Source organism: Streptomyces sp. NPDC026659, from assembly GCF_040638245.1.
GTDB lineage: Bacteria > Actinomycetota > Actinomycetes > Streptomycetales > Streptomycetaceae > Streptomyces.
This window is the reverse complement of record NZ_JBEZXY010000007.1, coordinates 47947-71305: the sequence shown is the minus strand read 5'-3', so window position 1 is coordinate 71305 and position 23359 is coordinate 47947. Positions and strand designations below refer to the sequence as shown.

28 protein-coding genes and 1 pseudogene are annotated in these 23359 nt (G+C 73.0%); 22 read left to right on the top strand and 7 right to left on the bottom strand.

What is annotated here, in order from left to right:
* Positions 1–14: 14 nt before the first annotated feature.
* The 3 genes from AB0E91_RS18755 to AB0E91_RS18745 all read left to right on the top strand — a co-directional run bounded on the left by AB0E91_RS18755 (position 15) and on the right by AB0E91_RS18745 (position 2671).
* Positions 15–1028 (top strand): ABC transporter ATP-binding protein, encoded by a 1014-nt coding sequence (locus AB0E91_RS18755; protein ID WP_361782645.1) that lies wholly within the window; start codon positions 15–17, stop codon positions 1026–1028.
* A 121-nt stretch (positions 1029–1149) separates the two neighbouring features.
* Positions 1150–1971: an ABC transporter permease gene (locus AB0E91_RS18750; protein ID WP_361782642.1), complete on the top strand. Its 822-nt coding sequence runs from the start codon at positions 1150–1152 to the stop codon at positions 1969–1971.
* A 34-nt stretch (positions 1972–2005) separates the two neighbouring features.
* Positions 2006–2671, top strand: coding sequence for a DUF2567 domain-containing protein (locus AB0E91_RS18745; RefSeq protein ID WP_361782639.1), 666 nt, complete (start codon positions 2006–2008; stop codon positions 2669–2671).
* Positions 2672–2733: 62 nt separating this feature from the next.
* Here the strand turns inward: AB0E91_RS18745 and ybaK are convergent, their stop codons facing one another.
* From ybaK to AB0E91_RS18720, 5 genes are all read right to left on the bottom strand, one after another.
* Entirely contained in the window at positions 2734–3234 is a 501-nt protein-coding gene (gene ybaK, locus AB0E91_RS18740) for a Cys-tRNA(Pro) deacylase (protein WP_361782636.1), read from the bottom strand.
* Between the two features lie 23 nt (positions 3235–3257).
* Entirely contained in the window at positions 3258–3995 is a 738-nt protein-coding gene (locus AB0E91_RS18735; protein ID WP_361782633.1) for an LON peptidase substrate-binding domain-containing protein, read from the bottom strand.
* An 11-nt stretch (positions 3996–4006) separates the two neighbouring features.
* Complete coding sequence (locus AB0E91_RS18730; RefSeq protein WP_361782630.1) at positions 4007–5059, bottom strand: hypothetical protein; 1053 nt, start codon at positions 5057–5059, stop codon at positions 4007–4009.
* 179 nt (positions 5060–5238) lie between these two features.
* Entirely contained in the window at positions 5239–6816 is a 1578-nt protein-coding gene (locus AB0E91_RS18725) for an oxidoreductase (protein ID WP_361782627.1), read from the bottom strand.
* A 108-nt stretch (positions 6817–6924) separates the two neighbouring features.
* Complete coding sequence (locus AB0E91_RS18720) at positions 6925–7083, bottom strand: toxin-antitoxin system HicB family antitoxin (RefSeq protein ID WP_361782624.1); 159 nt, start codon at positions 7081–7083, stop codon at positions 6925–6927.
* 50 nt (positions 7084–7133) lie between these two features.
* On the opposite strand from AB0E91_RS18720, the gene AB0E91_RS18715 reads away from it, so the two are divergent.
* From AB0E91_RS18715 to AB0E91_RS18665, 11 genes are all read left to right on the top strand, one after another.
* Positions 7134–8357: a transposase gene (locus AB0E91_RS18715; RefSeq protein ID WP_361782622.1), complete on the top strand. Its 1224-nt coding sequence runs from the start codon at positions 7134–7136 to the stop codon at positions 8355–8357.
* 216 nt (positions 8358–8573) lie between these two features.
* Positions 8574–9899: a histidinol dehydrogenase gene (gene hisD / locus AB0E91_RS18710; RefSeq protein ID WP_361782620.1), complete on the top strand. Its 1326-nt coding sequence runs from the start codon at positions 8574–8576 to the stop codon at positions 9897–9899.
* Positions 9896–11002, top strand: a complete 1107-nt coding sequence (locus AB0E91_RS18705) for a histidinol-phosphate transaminase (protein WP_361782617.1) — start codon at positions 9896–9898, stop codon at positions 11000–11002. Before hisD ends, AB0E91_RS18705 begins: the two co-directional genes overlap by 4 nt.
* The gene (hisB, locus tag AB0E91_RS18700) at positions 10999–11592 is read left to right on the top strand and encodes an imidazoleglycerol-phosphate dehydratase HisB (RefSeq protein WP_026248532.1); all 594 of its coding nucleotides are present in this window, start codon (positions 10999–11001) and stop codon (positions 11590–11592) included. Before AB0E91_RS18705 ends, hisB begins: the two co-directional genes overlap by 4 nt.
* 3 nt (positions 11593–11595) lie before the next feature.
* Positions 11596–11760, top strand: coding sequence for a hypothetical protein (locus AB0E91_RS18695; protein ID WP_030810044.1), 165 nt, complete (start codon positions 11596–11598; stop codon positions 11758–11760).
* Positions 11751–12398, top strand: a complete 648-nt coding sequence (hisH, locus tag AB0E91_RS18690) for an imidazole glycerol phosphate synthase subunit HisH (protein ID WP_361782612.1) — start codon at positions 11751–11753, stop codon at positions 12396–12398. The genes AB0E91_RS18695 and hisH overlap by 10 nt, the downstream gene beginning before the upstream one ends.
* 4 nt (positions 12399–12402) lie before the next feature.
* Complete coding sequence (gene priA / locus AB0E91_RS18685) at positions 12403–13128, top strand: bifunctional 1-(5-phosphoribosyl)-5-((5-phosphoribosylamino)methylideneamino)imidazole-4-carboxamide isomerase/phosphoribosylanthranilate isomerase PriA (RefSeq protein ID WP_361782609.1); 726 nt, start codon at positions 12403–12405, stop codon at positions 13126–13128.
* Positions 13125–13520, top strand: coding sequence for a RidA family protein (locus AB0E91_RS18680; protein ID WP_361782606.1), 396 nt, complete (start codon positions 13125–13127; stop codon positions 13518–13520). Before priA ends, AB0E91_RS18680 begins: the two co-directional genes overlap by 4 nt.
* Entirely contained in the window at positions 13517–14272 is a 756-nt protein-coding gene (gene hisF / locus AB0E91_RS18675) for an imidazole glycerol phosphate synthase subunit HisF (protein ID WP_361782603.1), read from the top strand. The genes AB0E91_RS18680 and hisF overlap by 4 nt, the downstream gene beginning before the upstream one ends.
* A gap of 85 nt (positions 14273–14357) precedes the next feature.
* Positions 14358–14945 carry a helix-turn-helix domain-containing protein gene (locus AB0E91_RS18670; protein ID WP_361782600.1) on the top strand — a complete coding sequence of 196 codons (588 nt, stop codon included), beginning with the start codon at positions 14358–14360 and terminating at the stop codon, positions 14943–14945.
* Positions 14946–14959: 14 nt separating this feature from the next.
* On the top strand, positions 14960–16435 hold the full coding sequence (locus tag AB0E91_RS18665) for an MFS transporter (protein ID WP_361782597.1): 1476 nt from the start codon (positions 14960–14962) through the stop codon (positions 16433–16435).
* Between the two features lie 18 nt (positions 16436–16453).
* Here AB0E91_RS18665 and AB0E91_RS18660 read toward each other — a convergent pair whose 3' ends face one another.
* Positions 16454–16852: a VOC family protein gene (locus tag AB0E91_RS18660; protein WP_361782594.1), complete on the bottom strand. Its 399-nt coding sequence runs from the start codon at positions 16850–16852 to the stop codon at positions 16454–16456.
* A 19-nt stretch (positions 16853–16871) separates the two neighbouring features.
* Positions 16872–17507 (bottom strand): TIGR03085 family metal-binding protein, encoded by a 636-nt coding sequence (locus AB0E91_RS18655; RefSeq protein ID WP_361782591.1) that lies wholly within the window; start codon positions 17505–17507, stop codon positions 16872–16874.
* Positions 17508–17589: 82 nt separating this feature from the next.
* Here AB0E91_RS18655 and hisI point away from each other — a divergent pair, with 82 nt between their 5' ends.
* The 8 genes and pseudogenes from hisI (at position 17590) to trpC (ending at position 23240) form a co-directional block, all read left to right on the top strand.
* Positions 17590–17970, top strand: a complete 381-nt coding sequence (gene hisI / locus AB0E91_RS18650) for a phosphoribosyl-AMP cyclohydrolase (protein ID WP_361782588.1) — start codon at positions 17590–17592, stop codon at positions 17968–17970.
* A 5-nt stretch (positions 17971–17975) separates the two neighbouring features.
* On the top strand, positions 17976–19457 hold the full coding sequence (locus AB0E91_RS18645; RefSeq protein WP_361783535.1) for an anthranilate synthase component I: 1482 nt from the start codon (positions 17976–17978) through the stop codon (positions 19455–19457).
* A 50-nt stretch (positions 19458–19507) separates the two neighbouring features.
* Entirely contained in the window at positions 19508–20146 is a 639-nt protein-coding gene (locus AB0E91_RS18640) for a TIGR02234 family membrane protein (RefSeq protein WP_361782585.1), read from the top strand.
* A 172-nt stretch (positions 20147–20318) separates the two neighbouring features.
* Positions 20319–20576, top strand: a complete 258-nt coding sequence (locus AB0E91_RS18635; protein WP_361782582.1) for an HGxxPAAW family protein — start codon at positions 20319–20321, stop codon at positions 20574–20576.
* Between the two features lie 521 nt (positions 20577–21097).
* Complete coding sequence (locus tag AB0E91_RS18630) at positions 21098–21328, top strand: DUF6879 family protein (RefSeq protein ID WP_361782579.1); 231 nt, start codon at positions 21098–21100, stop codon at positions 21326–21328.
* Between the two features lie 15 nt (positions 21329–21343).
* Positions 21344–21768, top strand: a pseudogene (locus tag AB0E91_RS18625) (helix-turn-helix transcriptional regulator).
* A 119-nt stretch (positions 21769–21887) separates the two neighbouring features.
* Positions 21888–22280: a DUF2752 domain-containing protein gene (locus AB0E91_RS18620; protein ID WP_361783532.1), complete on the top strand. Its 393-nt coding sequence runs from the start codon at positions 21888–21890 to the stop codon at positions 22278–22280.
* A gap of 150 nt (positions 22281–22430) precedes the next feature.
* Positions 22431–23240 carry an indole-3-glycerol phosphate synthase TrpC gene (gene trpC / locus AB0E91_RS18615; protein ID WP_361782576.1) on the top strand — a complete coding sequence of 270 codons (810 nt, stop codon included), beginning with the start codon at positions 22431–22433 and terminating at the stop codon, positions 23238–23240.
* The last annotated feature ends 119 nt before the right edge of the window (positions 23241–23359 follow it).

Genomic DNA, 23359 nt, shown 5'->3' with positions numbered 1-23359 from the left:
TACGCTCCTCCCTTGTGAGTACGCGCGCGGGACAGGCACTTCGGTACGACGAGGCCGTACGTGTGCGCGGGCTCAGCAAGACCTACCCGCCCGTCGGGGGACGGCGCGGAACCCCCGGCACGCCCGAGGTACGGGCCACCGACCAGGTCGACCTCCAGGTGCGCGGCGGCGAGGTCTTCGGCCTCCTCGGCCCGAACGGCGCCGGCAAGTCCACCCTGGTCCGCCAGCTCACCGGGCTCCTGCGCCCCGACTCCGGCAGCGTCGAGATCCTCGGCCACGACATCGTGCGCCACCCCGAGCGGGCCGCCCGCATCCTCGCCTACCTCGGCCAGGAGTCCTCCGCCCTCGACGAGCTGACCGTCGCCCTCGCCGTCGAGACCACCGCGCGGCTGCGCGGCCTGGACGCACGGCGGGCGCGGGACGAGCGGGACGCCGTACTGGACGAGCTGGAGCTCGGCCCCCTCGCCGGGCGCCCGCTGACGAAGCTGTCCGGCGGACAGCGGCGGCTCGCGTGCGTGGCCGCCGCGCTCGTCGGGGACCGCCCGCTGCTCGTCCTGGACGAGCCCACCACCGGCATGGACCCGGTGGCCCGGCGCGCGGTCTGGAGCGCCGTGGACCGGCGGCGTGCCGAGCGCGGCACGACCGTGCTGCTCGTCACCCACAACGTCATCGAGGCCGAGACCGTCCTCGACCGGGTCGCCGTCCTCGACCAGGGCCGGGTGATCGCCTGCGACACCCCGGCCGGCCTCAAGGACCGCGTCTCCGGCGAGGTCCGGGTGGAACTGGTGTGGCGCGAGCGGGCGCCCCTGGAGGTGCCCGAGGTCGCCGACCTGCGCGAGCGGGCCACCGAGTCCGGCCGCCGCTGGACCCTGCGGCTCGCCCCCGAGGAGGCGCGGGCCGCCGTCGCCACCGTCACCGGCGGGGCCGCCTTCGCCGCGCTGGACGACTTCACGCTGGCCACCCCCAGCCTGGAGGACGTCTACCTGGCGCTCGGCGGCGCGGCCCGGCAGGGGCTGGTGAAGGGATGAGCGAGAGGCTCGCCGGAGCCGCGCTGAGCGCGGAACCCGCCGCATCCGTATGGTCCCGGTGGACGCCGTGGTCCCTGGAGGACGGCGCCCCCTCAGCCGTCGGGAAGAGGAGCAGCTCGTCGTGAGTGTCGTACCCGCGGAGGTCAGGGCCGGTGCCGTGCGGACCGTGCCCGAGCAGACCCGGCGCGCGGTCGAACTGGGCCCGCCCGCGCGGTTCGGACCGTCGCTGGCCGCCGTCTACCGCGCACAGCTCTCCCGCGCCCGGGTGGCGCGCATCCCCCTGCTGTTCGTGGCGGTCTTCCAGTCCGTCGGCATCGCCGTGATGATGCGCGGGGTCGTCGACGGCGGCCCCGAGGCGTGGTCGGTGGTGGCCGGCTCGTCCGTGCTGGTCGTCGCCTACGTGGCGCTGAACCTGCTCTCGCAGTACTTCGGCCAGCTGCGCGCGAGCGGCGGCCTCGACCACTACGCCACCCTGCCGGTGCCGCCCGCCGCCGTGGTGCTGGGCGCGGCGGCCGCGTACGCCTCCTTCACCGTGCCCGGCACGCTCGTCACCGCGCTCTTCGGCTGCGCGCTGTTCGGCCTTCCGGTGTCCAACCTGTGGGTCCTGCTGGCGGTGATCCCGCTCGCCGGGGCCGCCCTGTCCGGCGTCGGCGCCGCCTGCGGACTGCTCGCGCCGCGCCCCGAACTGGCCACCCTGCTCGGCCAGCTGGGCATGTCGGCGGCCCTGCTGCTCGGCGTGCTGCCCGCCGACCGGATGCCGGGGATCGTCCGGCTGGCCCGCGACCTGCTGCCCTCGACCTACGGCGTCGAGGCGTACGCCCGCACCTTCGCCCCCCACCCCGACTGGGGCGTGGTCCTCGCTGACCTGGGGGTGTGCGCGGGCGTCGGCGTGATCTCGCTGGCGGTGGCCACCCGGGCCTATCGCCGGGCCGCCGTCCGGTGACGCGGCCCACAGCACGACCTGGCACGATGTCAGGGTGACCGCACCGCTGACTCCCCCTCCGCCGCCGCACGAAGACTCCGCGCACCCGGTCCGGCAGGGACCGCCCGACGGTGAGCCGGTCGCGGAACGGTACGAACAGGACGGCCCCGGAATGAAGACCGAAGTGCGGGAGTCCGCCGTGATCGCGGTCGTGGTGGCGCTGAGCGGGGTGCTGCTCGGCCTGCTGTGGTGGCAGCTGGCCCCGCACGTGCCGCTCGTCGGGGACACGGCGGACCACAGCTGGGTCGTGTACCTCAAGGACAGCGAGGGCGAGCAGGCGGTCGGGGTGGACGGCACGTTCACCCTGCTGGCCCTGGCCTTCGGCGTGCTCAGCGCGCTCGGCGTGTTCCTGGTGCGCAGGCGCGGGGGCGTGCCGCTCACGGTGGGTCTCGGGGTGGGCGGACTGCTGGCCTCGGTGCTGGCCTGGCGGCTCGGGGTGTGGCTCGGGCCCGGGCAGGACGTCATCGCCCGAGCGAAGGCGGTGGGCGCCGGGGTCACCTTCGCGGCCCCGCTGCGCCTGGGTGCCAAGGGCGCGCTGCTGGCCTGGCCGTTCGCCGCGCTCCTGGTCCATCTGGGACTGACGGCGCTCTTCGGGCCCCGCGATCCGGAGGAGCACGAGGACTACGGCCGGCCGGGCGACTACGGGCCGCCGCCGCAGTAGGACATCAGCCGGTTTTGCGTGAGGGCCCCGGACGCGGGGCCCTCACGCATGTTCCCTGGCCGCTACGCGCGGGCGATCGGGGCCAGCACCGCCGAGGTCAGCTCGGCCAGCGCCTTGGGCGCGAGTTCCACCTCCAGGCCCCGGCGGCCCGCCGAGACGCAGATCGTGGTGTGGTCCTCGGCCGAGGCGTCCAGGACCGTGGGCAGGCGCTTGCGCTGGCCCAGCGGGGAGATGCCGCCCCGGACATAGCCGGTCGTGCGCTCCGCGAGCGCCGGGTCGGCCATCGCGGCCCGCTTGCCGCCCACCGCCGACGCCAGCGCCTTGAGATCGAGGGTGCCGGAGACGGGGACCACGGCCACCGTCAGCGCGCCGTCCACCTCGGCCACCAGCGTCTTGAAGACGCGCTCGGGGGAGACGCCCATCGCCTCGGCCGCCTCCTCGCCGTAGGAGGGATGGGCGGGGTCGTGCTCGTAGGCGTGGACCGTGTGGTCCACGCCCGCCGCGGTGAGCGCCACCGTCGCCGGGGTTCCGCCGGACTGCTGCTTCTTGGACTTCTTCGCCATCGGGGGTTCGGCCTCGGTTCGGGTCAGTTCAGGCTGGTGCGCGCCCGGGTCAGCTCGAACGCGGGCAGCGACGGCAGGCTACGGATGATGGCGGTCTCCGAGCGAAGGAGTTTCAGCTCGTCCCGCAGCCGGGAGGCGGTGTCCGGCGCCTGGAGGAGGCGCTGCTTGGTCGGGGTGTCCAGGACCATGGCCGCCGCGACCAGGTAGGAGGCCACACCCGGGTCGTCCGGCAGCTCGGTGTCGGCCAGGGAGTGCTCGGCGGCACCCGCCAGCCGCTTCTGGTACCGGATGAAGTAGTCGAGGACGCCCTCCGCGAGCGCGCCCGCCTCGTCGCCGGGCTCCTCCGTCAGCTCCTCGACCTCGGCCGTCAGGAAGGCGCCCGAGGAGTCCACCGACAGCAGCCGCACCCGCCGGGTGCCGGTCGCCAGCACCTCGAAGGTGCCGTTCTCCCGCTCCCTTATGGTCGCCGCGTCCGCGACACAGCCGATCCGGTGCACCGCCTTGAGGGGGTCGGGGCCGAAGCCCGCGGCCGGGCCCTGGTCGGGCAGCGCGGTCGGGTCCGGCATCCCCGGGGCGCTCGGCGCCACCTCGTGGCCGTCCCGGATGGCCGCGACCACGAACCGGCGCGGCTCCTCCTCCGGGGTCTTCAGCAGCTCGCGCATCATGGCGCGATACCGCTCCTCGAAGACGGTCAGCGGCAGCACGAGACCCGGGAACAGCACCGTGTTCAGCGGGAAGAGGGGCAGGCGGGCGGTGGTCACGACGCCCCAGCCTAATGGTCATGGCCGCCGCCGGACCCCCGCCGTCCGCCGTCCGGCCGCCGGGGTGTCGGGATCAGCCCCGCGAGCGCGGCGGCCGGACCCCCGGCGAGCAGCGCCTCGCGCACCCGCACGAAGTGGCCGAGCGGGTCGTCGGAGACCAGGGTCCAGGGGAACGAGGTGGCGTACGGGCCGATCAGGGCGGCCTGGTCGCGGGCGTCGTCCCAGCGCTCCAGGCGCAGCAGCACGAAGAGCAGTTTGTTGCGGACCTCGGCGGCCCGCGGGTCGGCCGCCGGGAAGCGCCCGGAGAGGTCCGCCGCGCGGTCGGCGGCCCCGTCGAGGCGGCCCCTGCCCACCTCGGGGCCGCACAGGTCCGTCAGATAGCCGAAGGCGGCCCGCACGGGCAGCGCCTGCACCAGCGAGTCCGCGGGCGCGTCCTGCGCGGCCCGCTCGGCGAAGTCGAAGCACTCGCCGTGCGAGCCGTGCCAGAAGGTGCCCAGATAGCGCAGCGCGGCCACATGGCAGCCGTAGTGGTGCGGGGCACGGCGTACGGCCGCCTCCCACAACTCTTCGAAGTAGCGGTGCCCGGCCTTCGAGCCGCGTGCGTGGTCCAGCGCGATCCGCCACGGCACCGGGTCGCGGTCGTCGGCGCGGGCGGCGGCCGTGATCAGCGGGCTCACCGCGCGCAGCAGTTCGGCCCGGGCGGGGGAGGGCCAGAGGCGGTCCACCGCCAGCTGGGCCGACACGAGCAGCGCGCCGGGGTCGTCGGGGGCGGCCGTACGCCAGGCGTCGAACCACTCGGGGCGCGCGTGGGCGAAGGCGGCCAGGCGCCGCGCGTACCCGTCCCGGTCCTCCCAGCGGGCCGCCGCGCGGGTCGCGGCGAGCAGGGCGGCGGCGGGTTCGTACTCACCGCGCGCGGCGGCGACGAGCACGGGGGAGAGGTGGTCGTCCGGCGCGTCGAGGACGGCGTCGTCGGCGGCCGGGGTGGGGCCGGCCAGGCGCGCGGCGCGTCGTGTCTTCCGGGTGGGGCGGAGGAACGCGGGCAGTGGAACCATGGTGTCGACCATTGAAAGTCCGCAGGTCGCGGCCGCGCCAGAGGGTTGGGGCAAGTCGTCGAAGGTTGTATCGCACCAGGTCAAGACAGGGTAAAAAGGTGACTTCTGCGGTCTTGTCGGGAGCCCGATGAAATGTCCGCTCCTTCGACTCGCGCCCCACCCGCGACTCCTGCCCCACCCGGCCCCGCCGCTCACCCCCGCCGCAGCAGTCTCGTGGCCCCCGCCGCCACCGCCGTCGCCAGCACCCAGCCGAGCAGGATCAGCGCCGCCACCAGCCAGGGCCAGGCCCCGCGCAGCCGCCACTGGCCCGCCATGCCGAGGTCCACCACCGGCAGCAGCAGATCCAGGGTGAACAGCGCGGGGCTCCAGGCGGGATGCGTGTCCGGGTCCGTCGGATGGTGCCCGGCGTGCCGGAACGCCAGCGTCCCCGCCGCCCACAGCACCGCCATCCACACCGCGGCCCGCCCCGGCCGGTAGCCGTACGCCACCGCCCAGTCCTGCGCGTACCCCCAGAGCTTGGCCGCGAGCGGCAGCGTCTCGCGGCGTCGGCGCTGCTTGGCGAGCAGCACCTCGCGCGCGTCCTCGTCCTCCCCGGCCGCCCGCAGCACGGCCGCCAGCCGCTCGTACGGCTCCGGGTGGTACTCGGCGGTCGCCGCCGCCACCCAGTCCAGGCGCCGGGTCAGCGGGAACGGCCCCCTCGGCACCAGGTTCTCGTACGCGAAGCCGCCCATCTGGAGGTTCCCCGGCTCCGGCCAGCTGCCCGCGTGGTCCACCAGGTTCACGATCCGGGCGCCGGAGAGCACCACGCGCCCGCGCGACAAACGGTCCCCGAGGAAGCGCAGCTCGGGCGTCTGCACCCGGCGCAGCGACACCTCCTGGTCGTCGCCGAGCACGAACCGGGCCCGCTCCAGGTCCACCGCGTCCCCGAACCGCCCGTCGTCCAGGCGCACCCCGCCCCGGCACTCGAAGGGCTGCACCCGGGTCCCGCGCGCCGGTGTGGTCCCGCTCAGCAGGGGGCTGCCCACTCCGGCCGGGGTCATGTACAGCGTGCGGCCCACGGTGAGCTGCGGGGCGTTCAGCGCGCGCCGCGCGTACGGGTTGACCAGCCGGGCCCCGCGCAGGCTCAGCGACACCCCGACCGTCGCGCCGCGCAGGCTCAGCTCGCCGTAGGACTCCAGCATCTCCGCCTGGAGGTCCTGGCCCACGCTCATGCCGTCCCCCGCGAGGGACCGCCCGCTGCGGTCACGGTGCGCGACGGCCTGGTTGAGCAGCAGATCGGTGCCGATCTGGGCGTCGGTCAGCCGCACCCCCTCGCGGAAGCGGCAGCGCGGCAGATGGAGGTCGCCCTCGGTGTGCACCCGGGCCGCCTCCAGGCGCGGCACCGCGCAGTCCACCAGGCGCAGCGTCGTGAAGTGCGCCTCCGGCATCCGTACCTCGTCGTCGAAACGGCAGCCGCGCAGCTCCACGTACGGCGTGATCGTGCCGCCCGCCACGTCCAGCGTGCCGGTGATCCGCACCCCGCACAGCTTCAGCGCGGCCACCCGGCCCGAGAGCGCGGGCGGCCCGTCCAGCAGCAGCCAGGACACGATCCGCGCCCGCACACTGCGTCCAGGACCCCACAGATAGTCGCCGTGCGGATCGTCCACAGCGGCGTCCCCGCAGGTCAGGTCGTACAGACTGCCGTCACGGAATGCCTGCCACATGCCCGCCTCGGCGGGCGTCAGGTCCTCCGGCGGGCCCCCGGTGCCCTGTCCGGACCCATCGGTCACCGGGTGCCTCCGAGGATGCCCCGGCCTTCAGGCCGGGGTGGGGGTACCTCCCGCTTGCGGGGGAGAATCGGACTCCTGGGGGGCAGGGCAGGAAAAGGTGAATCGCCGTCAGGGCGATTCGGCGTCAGACGCAGCGGCATCGCGTTCGACCTCCAGCCGGTAGACGATCTCGGAGTTGAGGGACCTGCGGGCCGACTTGGCCTGAGCGGCCAGCCATGCGTGCAGGTCGGCGGGCAGGCGGAGGGTGATGCGCTTCTCTTCATCCATGACTTCAGAGTAGTTGCCTGCTGCCACCAGGCAAGCGGTAGAATGACACCATGACGACACTCAAGCAGGGTTCGGAGGACACCGGGCATGCCCGGTACACCTACCGCCTGCGCGTGTCGAAGACCGCCCGTACCGGCCTTGAGGCCGAGTGGGCGCGCTGCCGGTGGGTGTGGAACGAGTGCGTGGCCAGGTCCCGCAAGGTCCACGCCCTGAACCGGGACGCCGCCGAGAAGACGACGTGCGGCCCGGCGCAGCTCGACAAGATGCTGACCGAAGCCCGCGCCGTCATGGGATGGCTCCGTGAAGGCTCGTCGGTGCCGCAGCAGCAGACCATCCGCGACTTCGGCACCTCCCGCGCCAAGGCGCTCAAGGACGTCAAGGCGAAGCTGCCGATGCGACAGCGCGCCGGAATGCCCCGCACCAAGCGGAAGCGTGACGCTCTGCCCACGCTGAACTACACCCAGCGCGGCTTCCGGTTGAAGGACGGTCGCCTGCATCTCGCGGGTGGGATCGTACTGACGGTGGTGTGGTCCCGTGAACTTCCTTCCGATCCCTCGTCGGTGCGCGTGTACCGCGACACCCTCGGGCACTGGTACGCCTCGTTCGTCGTCGCCGTCCAGGCGCATCCGCTCCCCGCGACAGGGGCCGTCCTCGGTGTGGACTGGGGGGTCAAGGAGACCGTCACCGCCACCTCCGACGCCCACGACCTTCCCCACCCGCAGCACGGGAAGGCCGCGGCGCGGAAGCTGGCCCGCTACCAGCGGATGATGGCCCGCCGTAAGCCCGCGCGCGGGCAGGCCGCCTCGAAGGGCTACCGGCATGCGCGGCGACAGACGGCCAAGCTGCACAAGAAGGTGGCGCGGCAGCGGCAGGACACGGCCCGCAAGTGGGCCAAGCGTGTGGTCCGTGACCACGACGCGATCGCGGTCGAGGACTTCCGGCCGAAGTTCCTCGCGAAGACCACCATGGCCCGCAAGGCTGCCGACGCGGCGATCGGCGCCACGAAGACGGCCCTTCTGGAGATGGGCCGCAAGCACGGGCGGGACATCCGTCTCGTGCATCCCGCGCACACCACGATGGACTGCGCGTCGTGCGGAGCGAGAACCAAGCACGCACTGCCTCTTTCGGAACGTACCTACACCTGCACCGCGTGCGGAGCCGTGTCCCCCCGGGACAAGAACTCCGCCCGCGTGATGCTCGTCCGGGCTGGTCTCAACCCGGCTGGTGCCGAGGGCGCAAGACCTCCGGGAGCGCCGCTCCCAGAGGCAGCCTGAGCCAGGAATCTCCCTCCTTCAGGAGGGGGTGGAGTCAAAGCGGCCTCCTCGTCGTCCTCGGCCACCCGTACGCCGCTGATGCCCGCCCGGTGACCTCCGCAACACACCACGTGACGGCGTTTTGGCCACGCTCTGTACCGCCGGTTGTCCCACGAGTCGTATCAGCCACTGATACGCGCGGACGGCCCGCTGCGGCGGTCTGAGAGAATTGGGACTGTGATCTCCCGAATCGATCTGCGCGGCGACGCCCTCCCCGAGGGCCCCGCACTGCGCGACCTGCTGCCCCGAGCCGACTTCGACGTCTCGGCCGCCCTGGAGAAGGTGCGTCCGATCTGCGAGGCCGTGCATCATCGTGGCGACGCGGCGCTGATCGACTTCGCGGAGAGGTTCGACGGAGTACGGCTGGAATCCGTCCGTGTCCCGGCCCAGGCGCTCACCGACGCGCTGGAGGCCCTCGATCCCGCCGTGCGCGCGGCCCTGGAGGAGTCCATCCGCCGCGCGCGCATGGTCCACTCCGCCCAGCGCCGCACCGACCACACCACCCAGGTCGTCCCCGGCGGCACCGTGACCGAGAAGTGGGTGCCCGTCGACCGGGTCGGTCTTTACGCGCCCGGCGGCCGCTCGGTCTACCCCTCCTCCGTGATCATGAACGTGGTGCCCGCGCAGGAGGCCGGGGTCGGGTCCATCGCCCTCGCCTCGCCCCCGCAGGCCGAGTTCGGGGGCCTCCCGCACCCGACGATCCTCGCCGCCTGCGCCCTGCTCGGCGTGGACGAGGTGTACGCGGCCGGTGGTGCCACCGCCGTGGCGATGTTCGCCTACGGCACCGAGTCCTGCCCGCCCGCCAACATGGTGACCGGCCCGGGCAACATCTGGGTCGCCGCCGCCAAGCGCTTCTTCACCGGCAAGATCGGCATCGACGCCGAGGCGGGCCCGACCGAGATCGCGGTCCTCGCCGACGAGACGGCCGACCCGGTGCACGTCGCCGCCGACCTGATCAGCCAGGCCGAGCACGACCCGCTGGCCGCCGCCGTCCTCGTCACCGACTCGGTGGAGCTGGCCGACGCGGTCGAGGCCGAGCTGAAGACGCAGGTCGCCGCCACGAAGCACATCGACGACCGGATCGTCCCCGCGCTGAACGGACAGCAGTCCGCGATCGTCCTCGTGGACGGCGTGGCGGAGGGCCTGCGCGTGGTCGACGCGTACGGCGCCGAGCACCTGGAGATCCAGACCCGCGACGCGGCCGCCGTCGCCGACCGGGTGCGCAACGCGGGCGCGATCTTCATCGGCCCCTGGGCGCCCGTCTCCCTCGGGGACTACGCGGCCGGGTCCAACCACGTGCTGCCCACCGGCGGTTGCGCCTGCCACTCCTCGGGCCTGTCCGTGCAGTCCTTCCTGCGCGGCATCCACATCGTGGACTACACGAAGGACGCGCTGGCCGAGGTCGCCCACCACGTGGTGACGCTCGCGGAGGCGGAGGACCTGCCCGCGCACGGCGCGGCGGTCAAGGCCAGGTTCGGCTGGAAGGTACCGACGACCAAGTGACCGGCATCGACGATCTCCCCGTACGGGACGAGCTGCGCGGCAAGTCCCCCTACGGCGCGCCCCAGTTGGACGTCCCCGTCCGGCTCAACACCAACGAGAACCCCTACCCGCTGCCCGAACCGCTCGTCGAGCGGATCGCGGAGCGGGTGCGCGAGGCCGCCCGGAACCTGAACCGCTACCCCGACCGGGACGCGGTCCAGCTCCGCACGGAACTGGCCAAGTACCTCACCAAGACCGGGCATCACCCCCTCGGCGTCGAGAACGTCTGGGCGGCCAACGGCTCCAACGAGGTCATCCAGCAACTCCTCCAGACCTTCGGCGGCCCCGGCCGTACCGCGATCGGCTTCGAGCCCTCGTACTCCATGCACGCGCTCATCGCGCGCGGCACCGGCACCGGCTGGATCTCCGGCCCGCGCGGCGAGGACTTCACCATCGACCTCGCGGCGGCCGAGCGCGCCATCGCCGAGCACAAGCCCGACGTCGTGTTCATCACCACGCCCAACAACCCCACGGGCAACGCGGTTCCGCCCGGGACGGTCCTCGCGCTGTACGAGGCCGCGCAGGCGGCGAAGCCGTCCATGGTGGTCGTGGACGAGGCGTACATCGAGTTCAGCCACGGCGACTCGCTGCTGCCGCTGCTCGAAGGCCGCCCGAACCTGGTGATCTCGCGGACCATGTCCAAGGCGTTCGGCGCCGCCGGGCTGCGGCTCGGCTATCTGGCCGCCGATCCCGCCGTGGTGGACGCCGTGCAGCTGGTCCGGCTGCCGTACCACCTGTCGGCCGTCACCCAGGCGACCGCGCTGGCCGCCCTGGAGCACACCGACACGCTGCTCGGCTATGTCGAGCAGCTCAAGACCGAGCGGGACCGCCTGGTCACCGAACTGCGCGCCATCGGTTACGACGTGACCGAGTCCGACGCCAACTTCGTGCAGTTCGGCCGCTTCACGGACACCCGGGCGGCCTGGCGCCGCATCCTCGACCACGGCGTCCTCGTCCGGGACAACGGCGTCCCCGGATGGCTGCGGGTGTCGGCCGGCACCCCCGAAGAGAACGACGCGTTCCTGGACGCGGTTCGGGAACTGAAGAAGGAGCTCGACGCATGAGCCGCACAGGCCGCGTGCAGCGCACCACCAAGGAGACCTCGGTCCTCGTCGAGATCGACCTCGACGGCACCGGCAAGACCGACATCGCCACCGGCGTCGGCTTCTACGACCACATGCTCGACCAGCTCGGCCGCCACGGTCTGTTCGACCTCACCGTGAAGACCGACGGCGACCTGCACATCGACACCCACCACACCATCGAGGACACCGCCCTCGCGCTGGGCGCCGCCTTCAAGCAGGCGCTCGGCGACAAGGTGGGCATCTACCGCTTCGGCAACTGCACGGTCCCGCTGGACGAGTCCCTCGCCCAGGTCACCGTCGACCTCTCCGGCCGCCCCTACCTCGTGCACACCGAGCCCGAGAAGATGGCGCCGATGATCGGCGAGTACGACACGACGATGACCCGGCACATCCTGGAGTCCTTCGTCGCCCAGGCGCAGATCGCGCTGCACGTGCACGTGCCGTACGGGCGCAACGCGCACCACATCGTGGAGTGCCAGTTCAAGGCGCTCGCGCGCGCCCTGCGCTACGCCAGCGAGCGCGACCCGCGCGCGGCCGGCATCCTCCCCTCCACGAAGGGCGCGCTGTAACCCATGACCGGCCTGTCCACCATCCTGATCGTCGTCGGCCTCTTCCTGGTCGGCGGCATCATCTCCTTCGTCAAGCAGAAGATGCCCACCAGCCTGATCGTGCTGGTCTCCATCGGCGCGGCCATGTGCCTGGTCGCGGGCGTCATGCGGCTGGGGGTGTGGAGTTGAGCGACCTCAAGAAGGTCGTGGTCTTCGACTACGGCTTCGGCAACGTCCGCTCCGCCGAGCGCGCCCTCGCCCGTGTCGGCGCCGACGTCGAGATCACCCGTGACTTCGACACCGCCATGAACGCCGACGGCCTGCTCGTCCCGGGTGTCGGCGCGTTCGCCGCCTGCATGGAGGGCCTGCGCGCGGCCCGCGGCGACTGGGTGATCGACCGCCGCCTCGCCGGGGGCCGCCCGGTGCTCGGCATCTGCGTCGGCATGCAGATCCTCTTCGCCCGCGGCATCGAGCACGGCGTGGAGACCGAGGGCCTGGACGAGTGGCCCGGCACGGTCGGCCCGCTCAAGGCCGAGGTCGTTCCGCACATGGGCTGGAACACCGTGGACGCCCCGGCCGACTCGCGGCTCTTCGCGGGCCTCGACCCGGAGGACCGCTACTACTTCGTGCACTCCTACGCCGTGCAGGACTGGGAGTTCGAGCAGCTCAACGCGGCCATGACCCCGCCCGCGGTGACCTGGTCGACCTACGGCGGACCGTTCGTGGCCGCCGTGGAGAACGGCGCCCTCGCCGCCACCCAGTTCCACCCCGAGAAGTCCGGCGACGCCGGCGCCCAGCTCCTCACCAACTGGATCGGAACCCTCTAAGACCATGGCCAAGCTCGAACTGCTCCCCGCCGTCGACGTCCGCGACGGCCAGGCCGTACGCCTCGTGCACGGCGAGTCCGGCACCGAGACCTCCTACGGCTCCCCGCTGGAGGCCGCCCTCGCCTGGCAGCGCGCGGGCGCGGAGTGGCTGCATCTGGTCGACCTGGACGCCGCGTTCGGCACCGGGGACAACCGGGCCCTGATCGCCGAGGTCGCGGGCGCGATGGACATCAAGGTCGAGCTGTCCGGCGGCATCCGCGACGACGACACCCTCGCCGCCGCCCTCGCCACCGGCTGCACCCGCGTCAACCTCGGCACCGCCGCCCTGGAGACCCCCGAGTGGGTCGCCAAGGTCATCGCCGAGCACGGCGACAAGATCGCGGTCGGTCTGGACGTGCGCGGCACCACCCTGCGCGGCCGGGGCTGGACCCGTGACGGCGGCGACCTCTACGAGACGCTGGACCGCCTGAACAAGGAGGGCTGCGCGCGCTACGTCGTCACCGACATCGCCAAGGACGGCACCCTCCAGGGCCCCAACCTGGAGCTGCTGAGGAACGTCTGCGCGGCCACCGACCGCCCGGTCGTCGCCTCCGGCGGCGTCTCCTCGCTGGACGACCTGCGCGCCATCGCCGACCTCGTGCCGCTCGGCGTCGAGGGCTCCATCGTCGGCAAGGCGCTGTACGCCGAGGCGTTCACCCTGGAAGAGGCCCTCGCGGCGGTGTCCCGGTGAGCGACGTGCGCCGGGTGAGCACGGGCGCGCCCTGGGAGGACCAGTTCGGCTACTCCCGCGCCGTCGAGCTGCCCAACGGCCTGGTGCTGGTCTCGGGCTGCACCTCCATCGTGGACGGGCAGATCGCCGGGGGCGGTCCGTACGAGCAGGCCGTCAACGCCTTCAACGTCGCGCTGGGCGCGCTGGAGCAGGTGGGCCTCGGTCGTGACGATGTGGTGCGCACCCGTATGTACATCACCCATGCGCGGGACGTGGACGATGTGGGGCGCGCCCACAAGGAGCTGTTCGACTCCGTCCGGCCCGCCGCAACCATGATCATCGTCTCCGGTCTCGTGGACCCCAGCCTGGTCGTCGAGGTCGAGGTGGAGGCGTTCCGAGGAGTGTCCGCATGAGCCTGGCCGTACGAGTGATCCCCTGCCTGGACGTGGACAACGGCCGGGTCGTCAAGGGCGTCAACTTCCAGAACCTGCGCGACGCGGGCGACCCGGTGGAGATGGCCAAGGTCTACGACGCCGAGGGCGCCGACGAGCTGACCTTCCTGGACATCACCGCCTCCTCCGGCAACCGGGAGACCACCTACGGCGTGGTGCGCCGCACCGCCGAGCAGGTCTTCATCCCGCTCACCGTGGGCGGCGGCGTCCGCACCGCCGAGGACGTGGACAAGCTGCTGCGCGCGGGCGCGGACAAGGTGGGCGTCAACACCGCCGCCATCGCCCGTCCCGAGCTCATCCGCGAGATCGCGGAGCGGTTCGGCAGCCAGGTGCTGGTCCTCTCGGTGGACGCCCGCCGCACGGCGTCCGGCTCCTTCGAGGTCACCACCCACGGCGGCCGCAAGGGCACCGGCATCGACGCGGTCGAGTGGGCGCACCGGGCCGCCGAGCTGGGCGCGGGCGAGATCCTGCTCAACTCGATGGACGCGGACGGCACGAAGGACGGCTACGACCTGGAGATGCTGTCCGCCGTCCGGGGGCACGTCTCCGTCCCGGTGATCGCCTCGGGCGGTGCGGGCACGCTCTCCCATTTCGCCCCGGCGGTCGAGGCGGGCGCGGACGCGGTCCTCGCGGCCTCGGTCTTCCACTTCGGGGACCTGCGGATCGGGGACGTGAAGCGGACGCTGCGGGAGGCGGGGCACCCCGTGCGGTGACGCTGCGCTGAGCTTCGGCAGATGCGAAAGGAAAGTTGCGCAAGATTTATTGTGCAAGTTTCCTTTCGCATCTACAGTCGTGCCCATGGCAAGCAAGGAGAACCGGCGCATCACCGACGTCGGCACCCTCAAGGCGCTCGCGCACCCGCTGCGCGCCGACCTGTACCGGCTGCTGTGCGTGGAGAACGTCGCCACCGCGTCCCGGCTGGCCGAGCACGTGGACGAGGCCGTGTCCCTGGTCAGCTATCACCTGCGCAAGCTCGCCGAGCACGGCCTGATCGAGCAGGCGGAGTCGCGGACCGGTGACGCCCGTGAGCGCTGGTGGCAGCCGTCGTCGGACGGCGTGAGCATCCGGGACGAGGACTTCCGCGACGCCCCCGAGAAGGCGGCGGCCCACCTCGCCGCCGCCCGCCTCTTCCACGAGCAGCGTGCCGACCTCTACCGGCGCCACCTCGACGAACGCCCGACCTGGTCCGCCGAGTGGGCCGCGGCCTCCGGGGACAGCGAGGCCCTGATGCGCCTCACCGCTTCCGAACTGGAGCGGCTCCGCGAGGAGTTGACCGCGGTCGTCAGGAAGTACGACGAGAAGGGCCGGGCGGCCGAGGCCTCCGGCGACACCGAAGGGCGCGAGAACGTCGCGCTGTACATGTACGGCTTCCCGTTCCGCGTCTGAGAAGGATCACCGACTTGACCACCGTCACCGCCGTACCGGCCGTGGGCCGCCCCGCCCACCGCGACCCCAACGTCCTGCGCTGGCTCGGGGCCTACGCCTCCTCCATGGTCGGCGACAACGTCTTCTACCTCGCCCTGTCCTGGGCCGCCGTGCGGGCCGGGAGTCCGGCGGAGGCCGGGGTCGTGGTGTCGGTCAGCGCGCTGCCGCGTGCCGTGCTCATGCTGGGCGGCGGGGTGGTGGCCGACCGGTTCGGGCCGCGCCGGGTCGTCATCGGCAGCGACACCGTGCGCTGCGTGGCCGTCCTCGCCGTGGCCGCGCTGCTGTTCCTCGCCCACCCCGGACTGTGGCCGCTGGCCGCGCTGGCGCTGCTGTTCGGCGCCGTCGACGCCGTGTTCGTCCCGGCCGTGGGCGCCCTGCCGGCCAGGATCACCGGCACGGACCAGCTCACCCGGGTCCAGGGGATGCGCGGCCTCGCCAACCGGTTCGCGTCCGTCGTCGGCGCCCCGCTCGGCGGACTCGGCATCGCCCTGGGCGGCGCGGCGACCGCCTTCGGCCTGGCCGGAGCGCTCATCGCGATATCGGTGCCGCTGCTGGTCTCGGTGCGGATACGGGAGCTGCCCCGGCGGGACGCGGTCGAGCAGACCGGTGTGCCGGAGGGGACGGGCGGGCCGGGGCAGGCGCCTTCGGGCGCCGTGGCCGCGGAGGCCGTCCCGGCCGGTCCGGACGCGGCGGCGACGGCGGCGGTGCCGTCCGCGGGGACCGTTCCGCCCGTGGCCACCGTGCCGCTCGCGCCGACCGCCCCGGACACCCTGGACGCCGTGACCGTCCCGGCCGCGCCGGACGCCGTGACCGTCCCGGCCCCCGCCTCGCGTCCGGGCCGCGCCGCCTGGCACGATCTCCGCGCCGGGCTCGCCTACCTCCGTCACCACCGCGTCCTCGGCCCCCTGGTGCTGGCCATCGCGCTCGGGGACCTCGGGTTCGTCGCGCCGCTGAACATCGGACTGACCCTGCTGGCCGACCAGCGCGGCTGGGGGGCGTCCGGCATGGGCTGGGTGCTCGCCGGGTTCGGGGTCGGTGCGGGCGCCGTCTCGATGCTGCTCGCCGTGCGGGGGCGGCTGCCCCGGGCCGGACTGGTCACGGGGTGCGCCTGCGTGGCCGGTGCCGTCGCCGTCGGGGCTCTCGGCCAGGCACCCGCGCTGCCCGTCGCCGTCGGCATCGCCCTGCTGATCGGACTGCTCACCGGACTGAGCGGGGCCCTGTGCGGGGCGCTGCTCCAGACCCAGGGCGACCCCGCCTACCTCGGCCGGGTCATCTCCGTCGCCAGCCTGGTCAGCCTCGGCATCGCCCCGCTGAGCATGCCGTTCGCCGCCGCCGCGATCGGCGTCTGGGGCGTCGGACCGGTGTACGCCGTCAGCGCCGCCGTCTGCGGCCTGGGCGGGGTCGTCGTCCTCGCGTTCCCCGCGCTGCGCCGCGCCGAACTGCCCCGATGACCCGATGACCAGGTCCCGTCAGGGGATCGGCTGGGTCAGCTGGACCAGATTGCCCACCGTGTCGTCCAGGACCGCCGCCAGCAGCGGGCCCTGGACGGTCGGGGGGTGCGGGAAGCGCACGCCGAGGCCGCGCAGCCGCTCGTACTCGGCGAACAGGTCGTCCACCGCGAACACGATGGACGGCAGCCCCGCCTCGTACAGCGCCGCCCGGTACGGCTCCGCGATCGGGCCCTCGCCGGGCTCCAGCAGGAGCTGCACGTCCGGCTGGACCCCGTCCGGCGCGCCCACCGTGACGAACAGCGCGCCGTCGCCGAGGTCCACGTGCAGCCGCGTCTCGAAGCCCAGCACCTCCGTGTAGAAGGCGTGCGCCCGCTCGACGTCGTCGACGTACACCCCGGTCATCGCGACCTTGATCACGGCGGCGCGCTCCCGGACGTCAGATGCCGAGCTGCCGGGAGTCGCCGATCCTGTCGATCGCGTCCGGGTCGCCGTCCAGGACCACCTTGGCCGCGTCCTGCCGCCCGAAGACGAACATCAGCAGCTCGGCGGGCTCGCCGGTCACCGTCACCACCGGCGCGCCCTTGTGCGCCACCACCGTCTGCCCGTCCGGGCGGCGCAGTACGAGCCCGGTCGGCGCCTTGCGTCCCGCGAGCCGGGCCGCGCGCTCCAGACGCGACCACAGCGCGTCCTGGAACACCGGGTCCAGCTCGCGCGGGCTCCAGTCCGGCTGGGCACGGCGCACGTCCTCGGCGTGGACGAAGAACTCCACCGTGTTCGACGCCTCGTCCACCTGCTTGACGGAGAACGGCGAGAGCTTCGGCGGGCCCGTCCGGATGAGCTGGATCAGCTCCTCGTACGGCTTCGCGGCGTACTCCTCCATCACTCGGTCCAGGCGCGGCGCGAGCTGCTTCACGAACTGGCCCGCGACCGCGTCCGGGCGGCGCTCGCGCACCACCACATGGGCGGCCAGGTCCCGGGTGGTCCACCCCTCGCACAGCGTCGGGGCTTCCGGTCCGGCGGTTTCCAAGAGGTCGGCGAGCAACAGCCGTTCACGCTTGGCGAAGGTCGACATGGGCTCAGCCTACGACCATACGGAAGGACCGCACAGCGGACACGGACCGTGACGCGCCGCCCCGCACGGCACAATGGCACCCATGACCCGTACGACCGGCAGCCCCCGCCCCAGCGGCCTCGACCCGGAGATCGCCGCCCGCCTCAAGCGCGACCGCGACGGACTCGTGCCCGCCATCGCCCAGCAGTACGACACCGGCGAGGTACTGATGCTCGGCTGGATGGACGACGAGGCGCTGCACCGCACCCTGACCACCGGCCGCTGCACGTACTGGTCCCGCAGCCGCCAGGAGTACTGGGTCAAGGGCGACACCTCCGGCCACGTCCAGCTGGTGAAGTCCGTCGCGCTGGACTGCGACGCCGACACCCTGCTGGTCAAGGTCGACCAGACGGACGCCGCCTGCCACACGGGTGACCGCACCTGCTTCGACGCCGACGTGCTGCTGAAGGGTGAAGGCCAGTGAGCGCCATGGACCTCGACACCTTCCGCAAGCTCGCCGCCGACCGGCGCGTCATCCCCGTCACCCGCAAGCTCCTCGCCGACGGCGACACCCCCGTCGCCCTCTACCGCAAGCTCGCCGCCGAACGCCCCGGCACCTTCCTCCTGGAGTCCGCCGAGAACGGCCGCTCCTGGTCGCGCTACTCCTTCGTCGGCGTCCGCTCGGCCGGCACCCTGACCACGCGCGACGGCCAGGCCCACTGGCTCGGCACCCCGCCGGTCGGCGTCCCCACCGACGGCGACCCGCTCGCCGCCCTGCGCGCCACCCTCCAGGCCCTGCACACCCCGCACCAGGAGGGCCTGCCGCCCTTCACCGGCGGCATGGTCGGCTACCTCGGCTACGACATCGTCCGCCGCCTGGAGAAGATCGGCCCCGGCGAGCGCGACGACCTGAAGCTGCCCGAGTTGACCATGCTTCTGACCAGCGATCTCGCGGTCATGGACCACTGGGAGGGCTCGGTCCTGCTGATCGCCAACGCGATCAACCACAACGACCTCGACACCGGCGTGGACGAGGCGTACGCCGACGCGGTCGCCCGGCTCGACGCCATGGAGGCCGACCTGGCCCGCCCGGTCGCCCAGCCCCCGGCCGTACTGCCGCCCTCCGAGCTGCCCGAGTACACCGCCCTGTGGGGCGGCCCCGACTTCCAGGAGGCCGTCGAGGACGTCAAGGAGCGCATCCGCGCGGGCGAGGCGTTCCAGGTCGTCCCCTCGCAGCGCTTCGAGACCCCGTGCACCGCGAGCGCGCTGGACGTCTACCGGGTCCTCCGGGCCACCAACCCGTCCCCGTACATGTACCTGTTCCGCTTCGACGGCTTCGACGTGGTCGGCTCCTCGCCCGAGGCGCTGGTCAAGGTCGAGGACGGCCGCGCCATGGTGCACCCCATCGCGGGCACCCGGCACCGGGGCGCCACCCCGCAGGAGGACCAGGCCCTCGCCGACGAGCTGATGGCCGACCCCAAGGAGCGCGCCGAGCACCTGATGCTGGTCGACCTCGGCCGCAACGACCTCGGCCGGGTCTGCGAACCCGGCTCCGTGGAGGTCGTCGACTTCATGTCGATCGAGCGCTACTCCCACGTCATGCACATCGTCTCCACGGTCACCGGCAAGGTCTCCGGCGGCCGCACCGCCTTCGACGTGCTCACCGCGTGCTTCCCGGCGGGCACCCTCTCCGGCGCCCCCAAGCCCCGCGCGATGCAGATCATCGACGAACTGGAGCCCTCCCGGCGCGGTCTGTACGGCGGCTGCGTCGGCTACCTCGACTTCGCGGGCGACTCCGACACCGCCATCGCCATCCGCACCGCCCTGCTGCGCGACGGCACGGCGTACGTCCAGGCGGGTGCCGGGATCGTCGCGGACTCCGACCCGGTCGCCGAGGACCAGGAGTGCCGCAACAAGGCCGCCGCGGTGCTCCGCGCGGTGCACACCGCCAACCGGCTCGGCACCGTCTGACGCCTTCCTGGTGAACCCCGGGTGACTGATCGCCCGGGGTTCAGGCGATAGTGGAGTACGTGACTGCCGTACCTCACCCCCGTACCGAAGCCGCCGCGCCCGTCCGGTCCAGCCGGCGCAGCCTCGCCGCGGCCCTGCTGTTCGGCGCGCTCGGCGCCGCCGTGGCGCTGCTCGCGACCCGGCAGCGCTGGTCCGAGGGCACCGCGACGGTGGCCGGCGGCACCTTCCCGCTGACCGCCAAGGGCAGCGACGTCACCGGAGTCCCGGCGGCGCTCGCCGTCGTGGGCCTGGCCGCGCTGGTCGCCGTCTTCGCGGTCCGCCGGGCCGGCCGGTTCGCCGTCGCCGGGCTGCTCGCGCTCTCCGGCGCGGGCATCGTCGCCGCCGCCCTCGCCGGAGCCTCCGACGGCTCCGCGCTGGACGAGAAGGCCGCCCGCGCCACCGGCGACACCTCGGCCACCGTCGCCGCCCTCACCCACACCGGCTGGCCGTACGTCGCGGCCGTCGGCGGTGTGCTGATCCTGCTCGCCGGGGTACTCGCCCTGCGGTACGGCCGTCTGTGGCCCGCCATGTCCGGGCGCTACGAGCGCGGCGCGCAGCGTCCCCGGCGCACGGCGCGCCCGGTCGACCCCGAGCGTCCCGAGGAGATGTGGAAGGCCCTGGACCGGGGCGAGGACCCCACCGGCACCTGAGCCCTGCCGCGGGTGTGGCCTACGGGTGTGGTCAACGGGTGTGGCCAACCAGACTCGACCCCCGCGTCGGTCTCCCGCGCGCGTGCGCGACAATGGGCGTCGGGCGTCCGGCCCGTACCGACCGGCGGCCTTCAAAAACGTACGTCACGTACACAGCAGCTAGGAGCAAGTCATGGCGGGCAGCAGCCACGGTCACACCCCGGCCGCCTGGACCGGTGTCATCATCGCCTTCATCGGTTTCTGCGTCGCGGGCGCCTTCATGGTGATGGCCCAGCCGCTCGGCTTCTGGGCCGGCATGGTGATCGTGGTCCTCGGCGGTGTCGTGGGCATGGTCATGCGCTCGATGGGTCTCGGCCAGCCCAAGGAGAACCCTCAGATCGCGCACCTGACCACCGCCACGACCCGCGAGCCGGTCACCGCCGAGAGCTGACCGCCCTGGCACACCGCACCCGGGGGGCGGCCCCGCACATCTGTCCGGGGACGCCGCTCTGGTCCCGATCCGGGTTCCGGCCGGCCATCGCCGCCTGAGCCCCACGGACGGTCCTGGGAGCGCACGAGGACGCCCCGCCGGTATTCGGCGGGGCGTTTCTGTGTCCTGGGGGAGCGACGGGTACCCCATGACGGGTCTACGCCGCCCCGGACTGTCCCAGCAGCAGCTCATCCCCGGCGCGGAAGCGCTCGGTGCCGCCCTCTTCCCAGGCGACGACCACGAACAGGCCACCCATCGCGCCGATGCCGGTCTTCGCCGCCTTGCCCGTGCGCCACTGTCCCTCGTAGCCGATCCGGTCTCCGGGGCCGACGAGCGCGGAGCCGGGGCATCCGGGCCAAGACGGCGGACGGCGTGTACGTCGGCCGGGTGCGCATCGTGGACAACCCGTCGACCGAGGGGCAGCGGTACCTGCTCTCGCGCACGCCGAGAAGAACGCCGCCTGTGGCGAGGAAGTACGCAACATGTGGCGCGAGGACGCGAAGCGCGTCAACCTGCCGGATGAGGACTTCTGGATCTTCGACTCGTACATCGTCGCCGTGTGCATCTTCGATGACGACGACAACCTGACGGGTGCCGAGCTGATCACGGAACCGGCGCGCGTCAACCAGTACAACCGACTGCGGGATGTGGCCCAGCACTACGCCACGCCGTTCAGGAAGTTCGTGGCGGAGCTGGCCGCGAAGGAGGAGTAAAGCAGGTATGCGCCGGTGAGCACCGACTACCAGCAGGCCCGCGAAGCGCTCGGGGTACGGCTCCGGGAGCTTCGCCTGTCCTGCCCTGACGGTCGACTCACCGGCACCGCTCTGGCCCGCAAGCTCGGGTGGCCCAACTCGAAGGTCTCGAAGCTGGAGTTGAGCAAGCAGACGGCCACGCCCGAGGACCTTGAACACAGGAGGGTTTGTACCAGCCGGGCAGGATGTACCGGATCATGATGTGGGAAGGCGCGTTGCGCTCCCTGGTCTGTCCACCGTCCGTCCTCGCGGCGCAGCTTCACGCGGAACTGTGGCTCGACGACGCCGACAGCGTCGCCCTCCACCTCCGCACGTGGAACACCTTGCGCGAGTCGGCCGTGTACGGGTCCGACGCCCACAACGTCATCAACGCGGCATGTCGTGCACTGAACCTGCGCTGACGCGCGGAGGCCCGTCCCGCGCGCCCGCGCACCCCGCGCGGCACAATGCGAGCGTGAACGCCGACACCCCGCCCGCACCCGGCCGCCCGCACCCCTCCGCCGCACCGGCACCCGCCCCCCTGCTGCGGCGGCTCGCCGCGCCCGCCGGGACGCTCGTGGCCGTGGCCGGGGCGTTCGCCTATGTCGGGGCCGTGGATCCGAACCAGCCCGGCCACTATCCGGTCTGCCCGCTGTACGCGCTCACCGGGCTGTACTGCCCCGGCTGCGGGGGGCTGCGCAGCGCGCACGCCTTCGTGCACGGCGATCTCCTCGGCGCGCTGCGTGACAACGCGTTCGGTGTGGCCGCCTACGTCGCCTTCGCCGTGCTGTGGACCGTCTGGGCCGTACGGGCGGCACGCGGAAAGCCGCTGCGGATCGACATCCCGACCGCCCGGCTGTGGGTCCTCGGGGGAGCCCTCCTGGCGTTCACCGTCGTCCGGAACCTGCCGTTCGGTGGCTGGTTGCATCCTTGATCAACTACGAATGTCCAGGTAAGGGGACCGCCGCGCACCGGATGCGAAGTCGGACACCTCCTGCGGATACCATCGCAGTGACCACGGGTTTTCGAACCCCGCAGGCTTAACGGCCTGATCTTCACGACCGTCTGGAAGGGGGCCGCTCCCGTGAGCGTGCTCGACGAGATCATCGACGGAGTCCGGGCCGACCTCGCGGAGCGCCAGGCACGCGTCAGCCTCGACGAGCTCAAGGAGCGTGCCGCCAAGGCTCCCGCCGCCAAGGACGGGGTGGCCGCGCTCAAGGGCGACGGCGTCAAGGTCATCTGCGAGGTCAAGCGCTCCAGCCCCTCCAAGGGCGCGCTGGCCGCCATCGCGGACCCGGCGGGCCTCGCCGCCGACTACGAGGCGGGCGGTGCCTCCGTCATCTCCGTCCTCACCGAGCAGCGCCGCTTCGGCGGCTCGCTGGCCGACCTGGAGGCCGTCCGCGCCCGCGTGGACATCCCGGTGCTGCGCAAGGACTTCATCGTCACGTCGTACCAGCTGTGGGAGGCCCGCGCCTACGGTGCCGACCTCGCGCTGCTGATCGTGGCCGCCCTGGAGCAGCCCGCCCTGGAGTCCCTGATCGAGCGCGCCGTCTCCATCGGCCTCACCCCCCTGGTCGAGGTCCACGACGAGGACGAGGTGGAGCGCGCCGTGGACGCGGGCGCCCGGATCATCGGCGTCAACGCCCGCAACCTCAAGACCCTCGAGGTCGACCGCACCACCTTCGAGCGCGTCGCCCCCGAGATCCCCGACGACCTCGTCAAGATCGCGGAGTCCGGCGTGCGCGGCCCCCACGACCTGATCGCCTACGCCAACGCGGGCGCCGACGCCGTCCTGGTCGGCGAGTCCCTGGTCACGGGCCGCGACCCCAAGACGGCCGTGGCCGACCTGGTGGCGGCCGGGGAGCACCCCGCGCTCCGGCACGGCCGGGGCTGACCACCCGGTAGGCTGACACCGATGAACAGGACCCTGACCACCGTGGACCGGCACGCCCGCCTCGCGCGCGGCTGCCGTCCCCGTGGCTGCCGCGCCCCGGCCCGCCGGGTCCACGGTCG

Bases quoted from the DNA above. Each gene is read 5' to 3' on its own strand.
- AB0E91_RS18715 (WP_361782622.1), top strand. From the start codon at position 7,134: ATGACGACACTCAAGCAGGGTTCGGAGGACACCGGGCATGCCCGGTAC.
- AB0E91_RS18645 (WP_361783535.1), top strand. From the start codon at position 17,976: ATGGACCTCGACACCTTCCGCAAGCTCGCCGCCGACCGGCGCGTCATC.
- hisB (WP_026248532.1), top strand. From the start codon at position 10,999: ATGAGCCGCACAGGCCGCGTGCAGCGCACCACCAAGGAGACCTCGGTC.
- hisF (WP_361782603.1), top strand. From the start codon at position 13,517: ATGAGCCTGGCCGTACGAGTGATCCCCTGCCTGGACGTGGACAACGGC.
- hisI (WP_361782588.1), top strand. From the start codon at position 17,590: ATGACCCGTACGACCGGCAGCCCCCGCCCCAGCGGCCTCGACCCGGAG.
- AB0E91_RS18635 (WP_361782582.1), top strand. From the start codon at position 20,319: ATGGCGGGCAGCAGCCACGGTCACACCCCGGCCGCCTGGACCGGTGTC.
- AB0E91_RS18630 (WP_361782579.1), top strand. From the start codon at position 21,098: ATGTGGCGCGAGGACGCGAAGCGCGTCAACCTGCCGGATGAGGACTTC.
- AB0E91_RS18670 (WP_361782600.1), top strand. From the start codon at position 14,358: ATGGCAAGCAAGGAGAACCGGCGCATCACCGACGTCGGCACCCTCAAG.
- AB0E91_RS18695 (WP_030810044.1), top strand. From the start codon at position 11,596: ATGACCGGCCTGTCCACCATCCTGATCGTCGTCGGCCTCTTCCTGGTC.
- AB0E91_RS18720 (WP_361782624.1), bottom strand. From the start codon at position 7,083: ATGGATGAAGAGAAGCGCATCACCCTCCGCCTGCCCGCCGACCTGCAC.
- ybaK (WP_361782636.1), bottom strand. From the start codon at position 3,234: ATGGCGAAGAAGTCCAAGAAGCAGCAGTCCGGCGGAACCCCGGCGACG.
- AB0E91_RS18655 (WP_361782591.1), bottom strand. From the start codon at position 17,507: ATGTCGACCTTCGCCAAGCGTGAACGGCTGTTGCTCGCCGACCTCTTG.
- priA (WP_361782609.1), top strand. From the start codon at position 12,403: ATGGCCAAGCTCGAACTGCTCCCCGCCGTCGACGTCCGCGACGGCCAG.
- AB0E91_RS18730 (WP_361782630.1), bottom strand. From the start codon at position 5,059: ATGGTCGACACCATGGTTCCACTGCCCGCGTTCCTCCGCCCCACCCGG.